The 16,843-nt window shown below is 65.0% G+C and carries 15 protein-coding genes; 7 read left to right on the forward strand and 8 right to left on the reverse strand.

The annotated features are described in order from the left end of the window. On the forward strand, positions 1-921 hold the full coding sequence (gene pucL / locus H292_RS0116995) for a factor-independent urate hydroxylase (protein WP_020112150.1): 921 nt from the start codon (positions 1-3) through the stop codon (positions 919-921). A 10-nt stretch (positions 922-931) separates the two neighbouring features. On the opposite strand, the gene H292_RS0117000 is transcribed toward pucL, so the two are convergent. Beyond that, positions 932-1,561: a DUF2461 domain-containing protein gene (locus tag H292_RS0117000; RefSeq protein ID WP_019666168.1), complete on the reverse strand. Its 630-nt coding sequence runs from the start codon at positions 1,559-1,561 to the stop codon at positions 932-934. A gap of 10 nt (positions 1,562-1,571) precedes the next feature. Beyond that, the gene (locus tag H292_RS0117005) at positions 1,572-3,122 is read right to left on the reverse strand and encodes a PucR family transcriptional regulator (RefSeq protein ID WP_231383864.1); all 1,551 of its coding nucleotides are present in this window, start codon (positions 3,120-3,122) and stop codon (positions 1,572-1,574) included. Between the two features lie 244 nt (positions 3,123-3,366). Between H292_RS0117005 and H292_RS0117010 the strand changes: the two genes are divergently transcribed. Both H292_RS0117010 and H292_RS0117015 read left to right on the forward strand, forming a co-directional pair. Then, entirely contained in the window at positions 3,367-4,182 is an 816-nt protein-coding gene (locus tag H292_RS0117010) for an FAD binding domain-containing protein (protein WP_020112152.1), read from the forward strand. After that, entirely contained in the window at positions 4,176-6,881 is a 2,706-nt protein-coding gene (locus H292_RS0117015) for a molybdopterin-dependent oxidoreductase (RefSeq protein ID WP_027498878.1), read from the forward strand. The genes H292_RS0117010 and H292_RS0117015 overlap by 7 nt, the downstream gene beginning before the upstream one ends. On the opposite strand, the gene H292_RS0117020 is transcribed toward H292_RS0117015, so the two are convergent. Both H292_RS0117020 and H292_RS0117025 read right to left on the reverse strand, forming a co-directional pair. Then, entirely contained in the window at positions 6,830-7,918 is a 1,089-nt protein-coding gene (locus tag H292_RS0117020; RefSeq protein WP_027498879.1) for a lysylphosphatidylglycerol synthase transmembrane domain-containing protein, read from the reverse strand. The two genes, H292_RS0117015 and H292_RS0117020, sit on opposite strands and share 52 nt — an antisense overlap. Next, entirely contained in the window at positions 7,915-8,352 is a 438-nt protein-coding gene (locus H292_RS0117025; RefSeq protein WP_019666174.1) for an Lrp/AsnC family transcriptional regulator, read from the reverse strand. Before H292_RS0117025 ends, H292_RS0117020 begins: the two co-directional genes overlap by 4 nt. 76 nt (positions 8,353-8,428) lie before the next feature. Between H292_RS0117025 and H292_RS0117030 the strand changes: the two genes are divergently transcribed. Continuing rightward, positions 8,429-9,484 (forward strand): acyl-CoA dehydrogenase family protein, encoded by a 1,056-nt coding sequence (locus tag H292_RS0117030; RefSeq protein WP_020112156.1) that lies wholly within the window; start codon positions 8,429-8,431, stop codon positions 9,482-9,484. On the opposite strand, the gene H292_RS0117035 is transcribed toward H292_RS0117030, so the two are convergent. Together H292_RS0117035 and H292_RS0117040 are read right to left on the reverse strand one after the other, a co-directional pair. Then, positions 9,464-10,174, reverse strand: a complete 711-nt coding sequence (locus H292_RS0117035; protein ID WP_019666176.1) for a CPBP family intramembrane glutamic endopeptidase — start codon at positions 10,172-10,174, stop codon at positions 9,464-9,466. The genes H292_RS0117030 and H292_RS0117035 overlap by 21 nt on opposite strands. Next, a complete protein-coding gene (locus H292_RS0117040) occupies positions 10,174-11,376 on the reverse strand; it encodes an NAD(P)H-binding protein (protein WP_019666177.1) in 1,203 nt (400 codons plus the stop codon). Before H292_RS0117040 ends, H292_RS0117035 begins: the two co-directional genes overlap by 1 nt. Positions 11,377-11,487: 111 nt before the next feature. Between H292_RS0117040 and H292_RS0117045 the strand changes: the two genes are divergently transcribed. Beyond that, positions 11,488-12,087 (forward strand): hypothetical protein, encoded by a 600-nt coding sequence (locus H292_RS0117045; protein ID WP_019666178.1) that lies wholly within the window; start codon positions 11,488-11,490, stop codon positions 12,085-12,087. 53 nt (positions 12,088-12,140) lie between these two features. Here H292_RS0117045 and H292_RS0117050 read toward each other — a convergent pair whose 3' ends face one another. After that, positions 12,141-13,274: an acyl-CoA dehydrogenase family protein gene (locus H292_RS0117050; RefSeq protein ID WP_020112157.1), complete on the reverse strand. Its 1,134-nt coding sequence runs from the start codon at positions 13,272-13,274 to the stop codon at positions 12,141-12,143. A gap of 290 nt (positions 13,275-13,564) precedes the next feature. Between H292_RS0117050 and H292_RS0117055 the strand changes: the two genes are divergently transcribed. Together H292_RS0117055 and H292_RS0117060 are read left to right on the forward strand one after the other, a co-directional pair. Then, the gene (locus tag H292_RS0117055; RefSeq protein ID WP_170947476.1) at positions 13,565-14,794 is read left to right on the forward strand and encodes an aminotransferase class I/II-fold pyridoxal phosphate-dependent enzyme; all 1,230 of its coding nucleotides are present in this window, start codon (positions 13,565-13,567) and stop codon (positions 14,792-14,794) included. Further along, positions 14,791-16,332 (forward strand): NAD-dependent epimerase/dehydratase family protein, encoded by a 1,542-nt coding sequence (locus H292_RS0117060; RefSeq protein WP_020112158.1) that lies wholly within the window; start codon positions 14,791-14,793, stop codon positions 16,330-16,332. The genes H292_RS0117055 and H292_RS0117060 overlap by 4 nt, the downstream gene beginning before the upstream one ends. Here the strand turns inward: H292_RS0117060 and H292_RS0117065 are convergent. Then, a complete protein-coding gene (locus H292_RS0117065) occupies positions 16,268-16,765 on the reverse strand; it encodes a J-domain-containing protein (RefSeq protein ID WP_020112159.1) in 498 nt (165 codons plus the stop codon). The genes H292_RS0117060 and H292_RS0117065 overlap by 65 nt on opposite strands. Between the last annotated feature and the right edge of the window lie 78 nt (positions 16,766-16,843).

Genomic DNA, 16,843 nt, shown 5'->3' on the forward strand with positions numbered 1-16,843 from the left:
ATGACCGACCTGAACGGCAAGATCGTCCTCGGGGCAAACCAGTACGGCAAAGCCGAGAACCGAGTCGTACGGATCTACCGTGATTCTCCGCGACACGAGATCCACGACATCAACGTCTCGAGCGCGCTGCGCGGCGACTTCTCACCCGCCCACCTCGTCGGCGATCAATCGAATGTTCTACCGACGGATACGCAGAAGCAGACGGCATACACGTACGCCAAGTCCAAGGGCCTGTTGCACATCGAGAGCTACGGGCTAGACCTTGCCCGGCATTACGTCGACGATGTCGAGCCCGTCGAGGGCGCCCGCATCGAGCTCGAGGAGTACGCCTGGCAGCGTGTTGTCGTCGACGGAGCCGAGCACGACCACACGTGGACGCGCAAGGGCGAGGAGATCCGCACGTCCGCGGTGACCGTCGAAGGCAAGGGCGAGTACCAGAAGACGTGGGTCGTCAGCGGTTTCAAGGAACTGATCATCCTCAAGTCCACCGGGTCGGAGTTCGCGGGCTTCCTCGAGGACGAGCTGACCGTGCTCGAACCGACCCATGACCGGGTGATGGCGACGTCTCTCACTGCGCAGTGGCGCTACACTCGCACCGACGTGGACTGGGACGGAGTCCACGCAGGCGTGAAGGCCGCGATGATCGAGCGGTTCGCCAATCTGCAGTCACTTGCACTGCAGCAGACGTTGTACGCGATGGGTGAGGCGGTACTGCAGAAGTATCCGTTCATCGCAGAGATTCGGATGTCGGCACCCAACAAGCATCATTTCCTCTACGACACAGCACGTTTCGGTGTCCCCAACGACAACGAGGTATTCAACGCCGACGATCGACCCTATGGTTTGATCCAGGCGACGGTCGAGCGCGAGGATGCCCCGGACGCCGGCAGTGCATGGCGCACCTACTCGGTGGTCGGCTGAGCACCGGTACCTACTGCAGAACCTGCTCGGCCCACTCGACGAGAGGGGCCATCTTCCGCCACGATTCACGGACCCGTGCAGCGGCTTTCGGTGTTTCGAGCCAGGCAGGCGAACCGAAATGCCTGCTGACGGTCAGGGTCTTGTGGCGGAGCAGTTCGATCCGCGGGTGGTCGGCGTCGTAACCTCGCGGTTTGGTCTTGAGCTGGTCGCCGCCGATCTCGAAGCCTGCTTTCTGCATCGCCGCAACGATGTTCTCGAGCTCGGTCCCGCGCACCTCGGTGTCGACGGCGTCCCGGAACCGGGCGATTCCGTCGGCGTCCGCGTGATAAAAGCCGCCCGCGACGAAAAGTCCGGCCGGGTCGATCTGAACGTAGTACCCCAGGGCCGAGCCCCGCGCGACGAACGCACCCTGGTGCGCTTTGTAGGGGGTCTTGTCCTTCGAGAATCGGACGTCGCGGTACGGCCGGAACATCTTCGCGGGACCGAACTCGGACTCGAGTTCGGCGAGAAGCGCCGTCATCGGTTCCTTCACCGAGTGTTGGTAGACGTCCTTGTGGGCGTTCCACCACACTTTGCTGTTGTCCGCTTCCAGGTCCTCGTAGAAGTCGAGAGCGGCGAAAGGGATCCCCGTGAAAGCCATGAGCCCGATTCTAGGTGTGCGGTTGCGCCACCGATTGCAGAGCCAGGTAGACGTCGACGCGGTCCGCAGTGGACGCCATATCGCGGCCGAGCAGTTCTTCGACGCGTTTGATCCGGTAGCGGACCGTGTTGAGATGGACGTGAAGCACGTCGGCTGTCCTGTTCCACGAACCGCCCTGGGCCAGGAACTCACGCAGGGTGTCGAGTAGTCCGGAGTCGCCGTCGTACCGAAGCACCGGACCGAGGACACGCTCGGCATAGTCGCGTCGGACACGGTCGGGAAGAATCGACACCAGCGAGACCGCCGAGTCCAGATCGCCCGCGGCGACGACAGCGACCTGTTTCTCGCTCGCCCTCGCCACGTCGGACGCGTGACGAGCGGATTGAACCGCACCTTCCAGTGCCGAGCCCGTCACCTCGGAGCTGACGCCGACGACGAGCCTGCTCCTCCCGATCCCGGCGGCCAGCCTGCGCAATCTCGTCCGGAGAACGGGCACGATGTCGACGGCTTTGGTTGTCACGATCCCCACTATGTCGCCGCGGCTTCCGCCACCGACGCATCCACCGCCGAAGGACGTCAGAGTGTCCGACAGAACGGTCCTGAGCAGTTCGTGCATGTCACCTCGACCGACGAAGACCGCACTGATCACGACGAGTGGTTGTTCGGGATCGACGCCGGCTTGGCGAAGCCGTACGAGCGTCTCCGATGTCGACCAGTCCTCTTCCAGCAATCGCACGGCCTGGTCGGCGATTTCGCGTCGCACGAGGCGGCCTTCCTCCCTGCGAGCGCGGTCGAGAGCAGCGATCGACGCGAGCTGACCGAGGGCGTCGGAGATCGCCGGACCGAAGGTCCGGTAGTCACCGGAGACGGCAAGGAACCAGCGCATCGCTCTGGTGGACAGCGCCGCACCGACACCGAAGATGCTGTGGACGCGGCCTCCTGCGAGGGTGACCGTCGCGGGCAGGCTGTCGGCGGACAGGGCGCAGCGGGTCAGCGCATCGACGTCCTCGTCGGAGAAGGGGGTCGCTTCGACGACGAGTCGACGCCCGGTCGCGGTGAAGATCGAGCACTGCATCCCGGTCTCGCGTGTGGTGTGGACGGCCAGCTCGTCGAGGGCACGGCCGTCGGCGACAGCCGTCAGGAGCTGTCGTTGTCGCATGAGCGAGGTGTTCAACGCGGCGATCCTGTCGCCCGACACCCGGTCGACGAGAAACTCCGTCAGATCGCCGAACGACACCGACGCCGGTACGGCGAGCAGGGGCAGTCCGTGCCGCTCGCACGCGTCGACGAGATCGACCGGAACGTGACCGAGCAACCCCTCACCGGCTGCCAATGCCACAGCGCCCGAGCCGAACACTGCCCGAACGAACGCGTCCGAATCCTCGGGCGCTCGGCGCCACACGAGTCCGGTGATGACCAACTCGCCGCCCGCGATGTAGCGAGACGGATCCGGTAGATCGGTCGTGAACGTCCACTTGACGGTTCGCTCGTACGCCTCCGTGTCCGTGGTCAGCATGCGGATGCCAAATTCCGGAACCGCGAGCAGGTCTTTGACCTGCATGTTCACCTCCGATGTTCCCCGGCTTTGTAGGAACGGACAATAACCGCGGAGTGTTTCGGTCGCGTTTCGGTCGTATCGCATCAGTACGCCGCCGCCGTAACAGATGTTCACTAGAGTTCGCACATTGTCACTCCGCAGGCTCCGCTCCTGCGGAGCACAATGGTCACTCCGCAGGCTCCGCTCCTGCGGCACACGATGGTCACTCCGCAGGCTCCGCTCCTGCGGCACACGAAGGCGGTGACGGATGGACCTGGGAACGATTGCCGACGTGGTGATTCCGCGCATGCGGTCCGATGTTCCTCCCGGCCGCGACGACAGTGCGGTCATCGCCGGTGGAACCTGGTTGATGTCGGAGAAACAGGACCATCTGACGCGTCTGGTCGACATCACCGGTCTGGGTTGGCCGCCGCTCGTGGTGGACGACGCCGGATTGACCGTCGCGGCGACCTGCACGATCGAGACACTGGCGACGGCGACCTTCGAACGGGACTGGCCGGCGACGGTGTTGTTCGAGCAGTGTGCGACAGCATTGCTCGCGTCGTTCAAGATCTGGAAGGTCGCCACCGTCGGCGGCAACATCTGTCTCTCTCTACCCGCGGGTGCGATGATCTCACTCGCGACGGCTCTGGACGGCGTCGCGACGGTCTGGGCCGACGACGGTTCCGAGTACACCGTCCCGGTGGTCGACTTGGTGACCGGGCCGCACGAGAACGCCCTGCGGGTGGGCGACGTGCTGCGCAGCGTTCGCTTCACCTCCGAGGCACTCTCCGCGACAACCGCGTTCCGGAAGATTGCTCTCTCTCCGCTCGGACGTTCCGCGGCGGTGGTCGTCGGGCGTCGCGATACCAACGAACAGTTCGTCGTCAGCGTGACGGCCGCGACGAGGCGCCCGTACGTACTCCGCTTTCCTGGGCTGCCGAGCCAGGACGAGCTGAGAGGAGCGCTCGCCGGGAGTATTCCCGACACTGCCTGGTACGGCGACCCCCACGGAGCGCCGGATTGGCGCCGACACATCACCATCGGCTCGGCTGCGGAGATTCTGGAGGAACTGACGTGCTAGTCGGCATCAACGGCACACCCACCGAATGTTCCCCTCGCCCAGGGCAATGCCTGCGCACTCTGCTGCGTGATCACGCGCATTTCGAGGTCAAGAAGGGGTGCGACGCCGGAGACTGCGGCGCCTGTTCGGTTCTCGTCGACGGAGAGCCGGTACATTCCTGCATCTTTCCGGCGTTTCGTGCCGTCGATCGGCAAGTGACCACGGTCGCGGGGCTGGGCACGCCCGAGGACCTGCATCCTGTCCAGCGACGATTCGTCGAGGCGGGAGGCTTCCAGTGCGGTTTCTGCACTGCGGGGATGGTGGTCACTGCGTCGACGCTCGACGATGAAACGGATCTGCCCCGCGACGATCTTGCGCAGAAGCTGAAGGGCAACCTGTGCCGCTGCACCGGGTATCGCAGTATCGCCGACGCGGTGCGCGGCGTGGTGAACACCGAGAAGGTCACCGACGGTCCGTCGTCGGGTCGGTCGCTGTCTGCTCCTGCGGCAACGCGAATCGTCACGGGAACCGAGGACTACACACTGGACATCAAGCCGGCCGGGCTCCTGCACGCCAGTGTTCTGGGCAGTCCGCATCCACACGCGAGAGTGGTGTCGATCGACACGTCGGTCGCCGAGGCACTACCCGGAGTCAGACTGGTCCTCACCTCCGCGGACAGCCCGGACCGGCTGTTCTCCACCGCCCGCCACGAACAACGGACGGACGACCCGGACGACACTCGCGTGATCGACACGGTGATGCGCTTCAAGGGGCAACGCGTCGCGGTGGTCGTCGGAGAGACCCTGGCCGATGCCGAAGCGGGATGCCGAGCGCTCGTGGTGGAGTACGAGGTACTGCCTGCGGTGTTCGATCCCGCAGCGGCGTCGCTTCCCGGGGCGCCGCTCGTACATGCGGACAAGGGCCAGGAGTCGCGGATCGCGGACCCGTCGCGCAATCTCGTTGCCGAATTGCACGGTGGCACCGGCGATGTGGACGCGGCCGTCGCCGATGCCGATGCCGTCGTCACCGGCCGATTCACCACACAGCGAATCCAGCACGTGCATCTCGAGACGCACGGCACGATCGGATGGATGGACGACTCCGGACGCCTGACGCTACGGACGAGCACTCAGGTTCCGTTTCTGGTGCGCAACGAGATCTGCGAGATCTTCGGTCTTCGCCCCGACCGCGTCCGGGTGTTCACCGCCCGCGTCGGCGGTGGGTTCGGAGGGAAGCAGGAGTTGCTGACCGAGGACATCGTTGCGCTCGCAGTGTTGAGAACGGGCTCGCCCGTCCAGTTCGAGTTCACCCGTGGCGACGAGTTCACCGTCTCACCGTGCCGTCACCCGTTCCAGGTCGACGTCACGGTGGCGGGCACCGCCGACGGCGTCCTGACCGCGCTGGCGGTGGATGTGGTGACCGACGCAGGGGCGTACGGAAACCACTCCCCCGGCGTCATGTTCCACGGGTGCGGAGAATCGGTCGCCGTCTACCGATGCGCCAACAAGCGGGTCGACGCGAAGTCCGTCTACACCAACAACATTCCGTCCGGCGCGTTCCGCGGGTACGGGCTGGGACAGGTGATCTTCGCGGTCGAGTCCGCGATCGACGATCTGGCACGCGACCTGGACATCGATCCCTTCGAGTTCCGACGCCGCAATGTCGTGGTGCCGGGTGATCCCCTCGTGGCCGCGCACGTCGAGGGAGACGATCTGATGTTCGGCAGCTACGGCCTCGACCAGTGTCTCGACCTGGCAGAGCGCGCGTTGAGGGAGGGCAACGGTGTCGGTGCTCCACCGGGATGGAAGGTCGGCGAGGGAATGGCGATCGCGATGATCGCAACCATCCCGCCGCGTGGGCACTTCGCGGAGGTCACCGTATCGCTCGGCCGCGACGGAACCTACGAGATCGGCATCGGCACAGCAGAGTTCGGCAACGGGACGACGACGGTGCACACGCAGATCGCCGCGACGGAACTCGCCACGTCCCCCGACCGGATCGTTGTCCGGCAGTCCGACACCGATTCCGCGACATACGACACGGGTGCCTTCGGTTCGGCCGGGACCGTCGTGGCGGGCAAAGCGCTCCTAGCAGCGGTCCTGCTCCTCTCCGAGCGCATTCGCGGTGTTGCCGCGTCGGCGTTCGGCGTCGCGCCGGAGGCATGCATCCTCGGGCCGGAGGGTGTGCACTGCGAGGATCGCTTCATGTCCCTGCCCGACGTCCTCGCCGACGCGGGCGGAACACTGACCGCGTCGGGTGACAGTGGCGGGGTCCCCCGATCGTTGGCGTTCAACGTTCACGCCTTCCGCGTCGCAGTCGAGGAGAGCACCGGCACCGTCCGAATCCTGCAGTCGATCCAGAGCGCCGACGCAGGCACCGTCATGAATCCTCAACAGTGCCGTGGCCAGGTCGAAGGCGGCGTGGCTCAGGGCATCGGTTCGGCGTTGTACGAGGAGATCCAGACCGACGGCGCGGGGACGGTCGTCACCGATTCCATTCGCAGCTACCACGTCCCGCAGTTCGCCGACATACCTCCGACCGAGGTGTACTTCGCCGACACCTACGACCAGCTCGGCCCGTTCGGCGCCAAGTCGATGAGCGAATCACCGTACAACCCGGTCGCCCCGGCGCTGGCGAATGCGATCAAGGACGCCATCGGATCACGGCTTCATGCCCTTCCGCTCTCCTCGGATCGGGTGTGGCGCTCACTCGACGGCTGAGAACGGGGCGACTGGAAGACCTTCCAGTTCTTCGTCAGACGCCAGTAGAGGTAGGACACGAGGCCGATGGGAATGGGCAGGAACCACGTCGCGAATCGGAACACCAGAACAGCCGCAACGAGTTCCGCCTGCTGACCGGTGGACAACCCGACCCCGAGCACGGCGATCAACGCGGCCTCGGCGACCCCGAGGCCACCCGGCGTCGGGGCAACGAACGCTGCGAGCGACATCGCTCCGAACGCCACGAAGATTCTGTCCCACCCGATGTCGTCGTGACCCAGACCGGCCATCCGAACCGACACACCGAGCACTGTCGCGCCGAGTACCTGCGTCAACACCATCGTGGCGGTCAGTGACCTCCAGGACGTCCGGACTTCGGCGAGCAGATCGGCACGGAAGTTGGCGATCTGCTCTTCCATGTCCCGAGGTTGGATTCTGGTGATGCGCTCGGCCACGGCACCGCGCATCCGTGTGAGCAGCCGACCGAGGGCGCGAGCGAACCGATCGCTGCTCAGGATGCATCCGATCGATGCGCAGATGGCCGTCACGACCACGCACGCGCCGACGGCAATCCACACCACCGACCCGGACACCGAGCCGAACACGACGAGTACGACGAGCGCGATCGCCATGACTCCGTAGCGCGAAAGATTGGTCCACAACCCCACGGCGAGAATGGAGGTCGTGCTCGCGGCGAGCGTGAACCCCCACGATCGATACATCGCGAACGTCAATCCGGTTGCGACGGTGCCGCCTTCGGGCACAGTGTTGGCGAGCGCCGACGACGCGGTTCGTGCTACCCCGGCACGCGGCAGGTCGAGCCCCGGGAGAGTGTAGGTCATGGGCTTGAACATCGATGCGAGGTAGACGAGGCCGAGACCGGAGACGACGAGAACGTGGGTGAGGGAGATGGACCCGATGGCGTCGGACACTGAACCGGAGTTACCGACGGTCCGGTAGAGGAGCCACATCACCAGTCCGACCACCCCGTACGACAGGACGGCGGAGACAACCTTGCGCACTCCAGAACGCGTCATCGGTCGTAGAACGTCTGCAGAATGATGGTGCTGCGGGTACGAACGTTCGCGGTAGCTCGAATGTCTTGGAGCAGTTGTTCGAGTGCACGCGGCGACGAGGTTCGCACCAACAGGACGTAGCTTTCCTCACCGGCGACCGAGTGACACGACTCGATCGCGGTGATGTGCCGGAGGCGGGCAGGCGCATCGTCGGGCTGCGCCGGATCGATCGGGGTGATCGCAACGAACGCAGACAGCGGCCGGCCCAACGCTTCCGAGTCGACCTGTGCGGTGTAGCCGCGAATGACTCGTCTCGATTCCAGACGGCGTACACGCGATTGCACCGCCGACACCGACAGGCTTGCCTTGTCGGCCAGAGTCGCGAGGGTCGCGCGGCCGTCTGCGACGAGTTCGTCGATGATCAACCGGTCGATCCGGTCGAGATTTTCGCTCACCTGCGCAATGTAGCCCAGAACGCCCGGTTTCGGCGGACTGGACTACCGGAAATCCGCACCGGGTGCGGGCTAGGATGTGTCCGTGTCGTCCTGGCCGGAGCGTGCTCGTGAACTTGCCGATTCGGTACTGTTCCCTGCCGCCGACTCCGTCGACGCCGACGGTGAGATCCCCTCCAGCCATTTCGAAATCTTGGCGGCGGAGGGCTTCTACGGGCTCGCATCCGACCGCGGTGAACCGCTGGGGTCGGACGAGTTGCCGCTCGTCGTCGAAACCCTCTGCGCCGGTTGCCTGGCAACCACCTTCACCTGGATGCAGCACAACGGCGTCGTCATGTCGCTCTCCCACTCGAGCAACACGTCGTTGCGCACACGGTATCTCGACGGCGTGATCGATGGATCCGTCAAGGCGGGTGTTGCCTTCGCAGGCGCGATACCGCGGCCGCCCAAGCTGTATGCGCGCCGAACCGACACCGGCTACGTGTTGGACGGGCACGCGCCGTTCGTCACGGGATGGGGCATAGTCGACATCCTTCAGGTATCCGCGCGCGACGAGTTCGACGATTCCATCGTGCACCTCGTCATCCCGGCCACGAATGCGGCCGGTATCGAGGTCGAACGCCTGACGCTGATCGCCGTCGACGCGAGCAACACGGTCCGGCTGCTGTTCGACGGCGTCGAGGTGGACGATTCTCAGGTCGTGTCCGTCGTGACGGACGAGGAGTTCCAGTCCGGACAGATCTACGGGTCGTATCTGAACGGGTGCATGGCGATGGGTGTCGCACGTCGCGCCATCACTCAGATGGACGACATCGGAACCGATACCTCATCGTTTCGCCGCTCTCATTCCCAGCGTCGCGCTGCATTCGACGACGCCCTCGCCGGCACGTACGACATGTTCGCGGCGCGGGCGGAAGCGTCGGAACTGGCGATGCGGGCGGCGGCTGCGCTGGTGACCGCCACCGGTTCGGGAGCAATCGTCGGGCACGGCACGCCGGAGCGGCTGGTGCGGGAGGCTACGTTCACCCTCGTCGGCGCGGGACGGCCCCAGATCAAAGCCGAACTACTCCGGACCTTGCAAGGCGACCCCGCAGGCAGGAGCGGACGGTGGCCGTCAGACGAAGAGTGGCGGTAGAGCGAACACCATCACTGTCGACCAGGCGACGTGAGTCAGCATCGGCGCCAGGATGCCGCCGGAGGAGCGGCGCTGGAGCGCCAGGACGAACCCCAGGGTGATGGCGGCGAACGCGAGCATCGGGTTGCCGCTGGCGAGGGTGACGACCGTGTAGACGAGCGTCGAGATCAGAACCGGCTTGCGGCGTCCGATGGCGGCGAAGAGTGCGCCACGAAAGAAGATCTCCTCGGCCACACCGTTCAGGAGCGTGATGAACACGATCAGGCCCATCGACCCCATCGTGGCGTGCGCCAACACGTTGGCGACGAAGTCCGCGAGGGGCGGAATCTGGCGAACGACGAGACCGCCGACGACGAACACACCGCCGGCAGCGAGACCGATGAGAATCGGTGTGATGATCGGCCGACGCATCGAGCCGTTGAACGTGATTCGCCCGAGGTGCAACGGGCCGGAGACGAATCCGCCGATGATCCACGTAGCCGCCAGCGCGATCGTCAGCGGGTAGAAGGCGTTGTCGCCCGGGCTCACCGACAGCGACACACCGAGAAGAACTGCTCCGACGACGAGTGTGATGCCGACGACGATGCGTCGGCGAAGGAAAGCGCGATCGGACTGCCGGTGATCACGGTCGACCTTGTCCACGAGCGCGGACTTCATCACGTCGACCACCGTGGTCTGCCACGTCGCCATCAAGCCTCCTCGTCCCCGCCGTGTTCGTCGTTCGATCCCCCGCGCACGCGTCGTATCACCGATCTCGCGCGTTCCGAAACACCACCGACCACGTCGAGGTTGGTGCGCACCACCGCTGCCACCGGCCACGAGTAGAGCATCTTGCGTGCACCGAGGGCTTCGAGCAAGCTCCACGTCTCGTCGGAGGATGCTGCGACGCCGTAGCGGCGGATGCCGATTGCGTCGCCGCCACTCCAGACCGCGTCGGTGTGCGCGAGCCGGAGCGGATCCTTGGATGCACGAACTCCCGGCGGCTCACCGACGGTGCCGAGAACGCTGCGGCGCATCGCTTCGTCGATCGTGGTCCGCCCGCCCTCCTTCTCTCCGACGAGATCGACGATTCGACTTTCGGTCGCCGTCATCGTGTTGTGAAGGGAATGAACGAGGTCCTCGGCCAGAGCGTCGGGGACGGGGATGATCTTGCCGATCACGCGACCTGCGAGGCCGGTGGGGACGCCGGGAGCGGACACCCCGATCCGCGTCAGGCCGGCGGCGTCGACGTACGCGAACAGTAAGTCTCGGTAGGGCACGACGTCGGGCCCCCCGATGTCGTACGCACCCGCGGGCACCTCCTGCCTGGAGGCCAGCAGGTAGAACAGAACGTCGTCGACGGCGATGGGCTGCACGGGCCGGTTCAGCCAGCTCGGTAGCGGCAGCACCAGCAGTCGGTCGGCGAGATAGCGGAGCATTTCGTAGGACGTCGAGCCTGCGCCGAGGACGATGGCGGCCTTGAGCCACACCACCTCCACGCCGTCGACGTCGAGTGCTTCGCCGACGTCGGCGCGGCTGCCGAGATGCTCGGACAGCGCTTCACCTTCCGGAGCGAAACCACCGAGATAGACGATTCTCCTGACACCGGCCGCTGCCGCCGCTTCGGCGAACTGCCCCGCCGAGCGCAGGTCCTGGGCTCGGTAGTCCTCCTGGCCGATCGCGTGCACCAGGTAGTACGCGGTATCGATGTCTCCGGCAGCCTCGAACGCGTCGGCCAGCGAGCTCGTGTCGCCTGCATCGAGCGCCACCGTCTCCACCTCGTGTCGCCAGTCGAAGCGATCGAGGCTGTCCGGCCGACGTGACGCGGCCACGACGGTGTCGCCGTCGTCGAGCAACGCGGCGACCAGACGCGAACCGATGTAACCACTTGCCCCCGTCACGAGAACTCTCATGCTCGCCAAGGCTAACCGGCTCGCGAGAGTTGTGCCGAAGGTGTGCTCGGCGCCGCACTGCCGGGCGCGGTGTGCGTTGGTGGACAGAGGTGGTGTGGCATTGTTTGACACATGGCGTTGGTGCTCGCAGGCGTGCGGCTTCCCGATCCTGCCGGCGGCCTCGTCGCTGCGAGGATCGGACTCGACGTGGTGCGGTACGGGGTGCGGTGGACCCGGGACACTGCCGTCTTCGCACTGGGGCTTCCCGGCCGGATCGAGGCGCTTCTCGACGAGGTGACGGCACTGATGGCCCGAATCGACGCCGTCGTCGACGCTGCCGAGCTTGTCGTCGCCGAGGCCGCGACGACCACCCGTTCGGCGGAAGGTGTGGTCGACTCTGCGTCCAAGGCGTCGGTGACGGCACTGCAGCTGGTCGAACTGTTCGACCCGATAGCGCAGCGCTCCGCGCCGTTCGCGAAGAAGTTCGTCGACCACCTCGACGAGAACGAAGTCGATGCGGCCATCGCCATGGTCGACCAACTCCCCGGGCTCGTCGAGCACATGGAAGCCGTCATACCCATCCTGGCAACCCTCGATTCCGTCGCACCGGAGATCCACGAATTGCTCGGCGTGACAAAGGATGTCCGTCGCGCAGTGATCGGGATACCCGGGTTCAAGTTCTTCCGCAACCGAGGCCAGGACCGACTCGACGAGGAGGAAGGCCGCGACTGATCGTCTGCGGCCCTCCTCGACTCGATCACTCCGGGACTACTTCTTCTCCGGGACTACTTGACGAACGCGAACTCGTCACCACCGTGGTACTTCGCCAGGGTCTCGGAGATGGAGCGCCTGGACGGCGGGTGAAACGCGTAGGCCTGCAACGCAGCTGCGAGGTACCCGATGTCGGGCGAGGTGATGAATCCGATTCCGCCGAGGGATTCCATCGCCGTCGAACTCGCCCGAACCAGCGCATCCCGAATAGCTATGCGGCAGAACAGCAGTCGCGCGGAGATGTCCTGGCCTCGCTCACCGTCGTCGACGGCACGTGCCACGCTCTCGATCGCCGCGATGCTGTTCTCGATCTCCGCCGCGGCTCGGGTGTAACCCTCGTAGTCACCCTTGTCCTGCGCAAGCATCTTCTCCAACAGCATCGTCGCCGCCCCGAGGTAGTTGGCGCTGATCAACATCCCGAACCACAGGTACCCGGTCATCTCGTGGACACCGTCCGGGTCGTCGTCGCTGTTGAGCAGCACCAGATCCGCCGGTACCTCGACATCGCGGAGAACGACCTCGTCGCTCTGCGAGCCTTCGAGGAACGGTGTCTCCCAGAACTTCGTGACGGACACTCCGTCGAGCGACGCGGGGATCAAGGCAACTGCGCGTTCGCCGTCCTTCGCGCCGACACCTTCGACCTCGACGCTGGCCGTCAACAGATCCATCGAACCGGACAGGCTGCAGGGCTTCTTGCTTCCGTTGATCACGTACACGTCGCCCACCCGCTTGGCCTTCATCGTGGGAATGAAGACGCTGCCCCCCGGGGTGCCTTCCGAGAACCCCGACGCGATCACGGCCTTCTGCTCGATGAGCGATTTCATCAGCGCACGATCTTCTTCGCTGGCTCCCTTGGCGAACTCGTTGAGCGACGCGATCGACAGATGGTGCATGGTCGTCGCCGCTCCGAGCGACGGAGATCTCGATCCGATCGCCCGCTGTGCGCGCACGGCGTCGAGCGCGGAGGCGCCGCTGCCGCCCAGCTCCGTGGGAACGATGAGCGAGGTGCCGCCGAACTCCTTGAATTTGGCGATTGCTTCGCCGTCCCTGCTTTCGAGGTCTTTCAGTGGCGTGCGGTCCAGATAATCCAGTAAACCCGGAATGTATTGTTCCAGAATTTCGCGTTCTCGAACCATCAATGCAGTCATGACTCTCCCTAACAATTTGAAATTCGCATGGCAGACAAAGGTGAATCGAATTCGCAACCTCGTGCTCACTACCCACCGTTCTACCAGGCAAAACATCCAAGAGTAGGTAAACTTCCCCCCTTTTCGAAACTGGGCGATGAGTTTGTTATGGCCTCCCACCTGGAGTAATAAAAATTTGTTTGATTCGAACCAATCCTGCCCATCCCATGGAGCCGAATCACTTCTCGAATTCGCGACCATCGTTCGACGACCGACTCCAAACCCACCCTGTGTCAGGAGAACCTGCAGCGATGACCGTCAACCGATTGATCAAACGACTCGACGGCGACGACCGAGTCGACCTCCTCCGCGCCGTGCGCGAATCCGACGTGAGCCCGTACTTCCGCGTCATGGAGTCCGCCACCGCGCCCATCGTCCAGGTGGAAGGCAAGGACAAGATCATGCTGGGCTCCAACAACTACCTGGGGCTCGCCGACCATCCGGACATCACGCAGGGCGCGCAGGACGCACTCGATACCTTCGGCTCGGCCATCACCGGCAGCCGACTGCTCAACGGCACCATGGACATACACCTCGAGCTCGAGAACGAGATCAAGGAATGGCACGGCACCGAGGACGCGATGGTGTTCACCACCGGTTACCAGACGAACCTCGGGACCATCGCCGCCGTCGTGGGCAAGGGCGACGTGATCGTGGTCGACTCCGCCGCACATGCGTCCATCCGCGACGGAAGCCAACTGTCCGGAGCAACCATCCGCAAGTTCGCTCACAACGACATGGCCGACCTCGAACTCCAACTGCAGGGACCCGTCGTCGGCGACGGCGCCGTCCTGGTCATCGTCGACGGCCTGTACTCGATGGAAGGTGACCTGGCGCCTCTGGACCAGGTGACCGCTCTGTGCACGAAGTACGGTGCCGCGTTGATGGTCGACGAGGCCCACAGCCTCGGTATCTACGGCGAAAGTCTCACCGGCGCTGCGGAATTGTTCGGCACCGCAGGCGACACCGATATCAGAATGGCATCTCTGTCCAAGAGCCCCAGCTCCACCGGGGGCTTCATCGCAGGATCCCACGATCTCCTCGACAGTCTTCGTATACACGCGAGAGCATTCCTGTTCACGACATCGGGTGTGCCCGCCGCAGTCGGCGCGTCCCTCGCGTCGATCAAGCTGATCAGGAGCGAGGAAGGACGTCAGCGAGCGCGTCGAGTGTTGGAACACGCCGAAGCCTTGCGCAGTGGACTCGCGGCCGAAGGACTCGACGTCGGCGCCAGGTCCCCGATACCGGGAGGAGACACCGCGTCACCGATCGTCTCGCTGCACATCGGGGACGACCTGTCCGCCATGAATCTCTGGCGCCAACTGTTCGACAAGGGAGTATTCACCTCGGCGGCCCTGCATCCTGCCGTTCCCCGCAACGGTGCGCTGCTCCGACTCTGCGTGATGGCCTCCCACACCGACGAACAGATCCGAACCGCCATCGCCACCATCGCGGAGACGGTCGCGGAGTTGCCCTCGTGACCCTTCGCATTGCCGTCACGGGCGCAACGAGCGATTTCGCCGCGGCGATCCTGCCTGCCCTGCTCGCCGACGACGACGTCGACTCCGTCGTCGGGATCGCTCGGCGTCCGCTCCGCATGCAGCATCCCAAACTCGAATCGGTACGTGCCGACATAAGGTCACCCGGACTCGAAGAGATTCTTCGAGGCAGCGACGTCGTCATCCATCTGGCCTTCGTCGTCGAAGAATTACGCGACAAGACCGAGACACACGACATCAACCAACGCGGCTCACGGAACGTTCTCGATTCCGCGTACGCCGCAGGGGTGGGCAGGCTCGTGATCGCCTCGAGTATCAATGCGTACGGTGCGGACATTCACGACGAGCCCCTCGACGAAAGTCACTACCCCGCCGGCGATCCCGACAGGTACTACTTTCACGACAAGGCGGAGGTGGAGCACTACGCGGAGTGGTGGCTCCGCCGCCACCCCGGCGAGATGGCGGTATCCATGTTGCGACCGACGTACATCATCGGTCCGGACTTCGCCAACGACGGCATCGATCAATTCACCGGCCGGGTCGGTGCGTTCCCACAGGCGGACCGGGCCAGCTACCAGTTCCTGCACCAGAACGACCTCGCCGACGCCTTCCACCGCGCCGCCAAGCAGGACCTGATCGGCCCCTACAACGTCGGTCCCCGCGACTGGACGCCGGTCCGCGAACTCGCACGTATGCAGGGCCAGATCCTGTTCGACGTACCCGAGAAACCCGCCGTGGCGGCCGCGAATCTTGCGTTCCGACTCGGACTCACCCCGTTCTCCGGCCAGTGGGTCACTGCGGGCGAGCCCGTCGTCGACTCCACTGCGTTGAGCGAGAAGACCGGCTGGACACCCACTCTCACCTCGCACGAGTGCGCCGCCGTCATGGTTCTGCTGCAGGGCAAGCCGATTCTCGGCGCCGAGCATGCGCTGACAAGCCACGACGCCTGCGAGGCCGCACTGGAACCGGCGTCGAGGTTCGTCGGAACCGTGGGCGGTGAGCACGTGTCGATCACGACACCCTCGGGTCGGCTTCACGTCGAACTGCACCGAAGCTCGGCCCAGGGTCCGACGGTTGTCGTGCCCGTGCGCCCTGGACTGCATGCCCGCTACCTCACACCCGTAGGCCAGGAACTGGCGCACGCCGGCGTCACGACCATCCTGCTCGACCTACCGGGTCACGGGCTCAGCACGGGGCCGCGAGGACGCGTCACTGCTGCGGAATTCGACGACGCCGTCGCCGATGCAGCCGACTACGCGCGACTGACCTTCGGATCGGCCGTCACCGTCGTCGACATCGGCGATCACGCGCCCCCGCCGAAGCAGACGTTGCGCGGACTCCGGCGGCACCACCCCGTCAATCCGGCCGATGGACTACTTCCCCGTCGTGTCCGCGCGCACACACTCCGGGGGCGTACCAAGACCAGGACGACCACCGCGACATCCGTCGCCGAGGTCATCGATCTCGTCGGTGGAGCAGCCGAACCCACCAGCTCACGCGCCCACTCGTCGGCGCGGTAGATCCGGCGGCTCCGCTCGCCTTCCGCGACGACAGTGCCTCGCGTGCATCGGCGTCCGCGGCTGCGCGGTTCTGCTTCCACTGCGCCACCCAGTCCTCGACGTCGACCGGGCCGATCGGCACCAGAGGCGGCGACGGCATCCGGATCCACGCCACGACACGCGCATTGAGGTCCTGCAACGCTTCTCGAACCGACGACTCCTGACGCAGCTCGATCAACGTGACCGGAAGTTTCTCGATCTCCTTGCGTAACTGCAGAGACTCGGGCAGCAACGCGTCCGTCGACAGGTTCTCCCGCTTCAAGAACCCTTTCACCCACCACAGATCGTCGTGAGCCGAACTGGGCAACGGCTTACCCGCCCCCTCGAGATTCTCGAACTCGCCCCGCTCCTGCGCCTCGCGAATCTGCCGGTCCACGAAGGACTCGAACGTCACCCCTGGCTTCTTCCGTTCCACCACTGCTGCACCGCCGTTCCACCGCTGGACATCCTCACTGCCGGAAACGCCCGTATT

The organism is Rhodococcus sp. 114MFTsu3.1 (genome assembly GCF_000383555.1).
In the GTDB taxonomy this organism is placed as follows: Bacteria; Actinomycetota; Actinomycetes; order Mycobacteriales; family Mycobacteriaceae; genus Rhodococcoides; species Rhodococcoides fascians_E.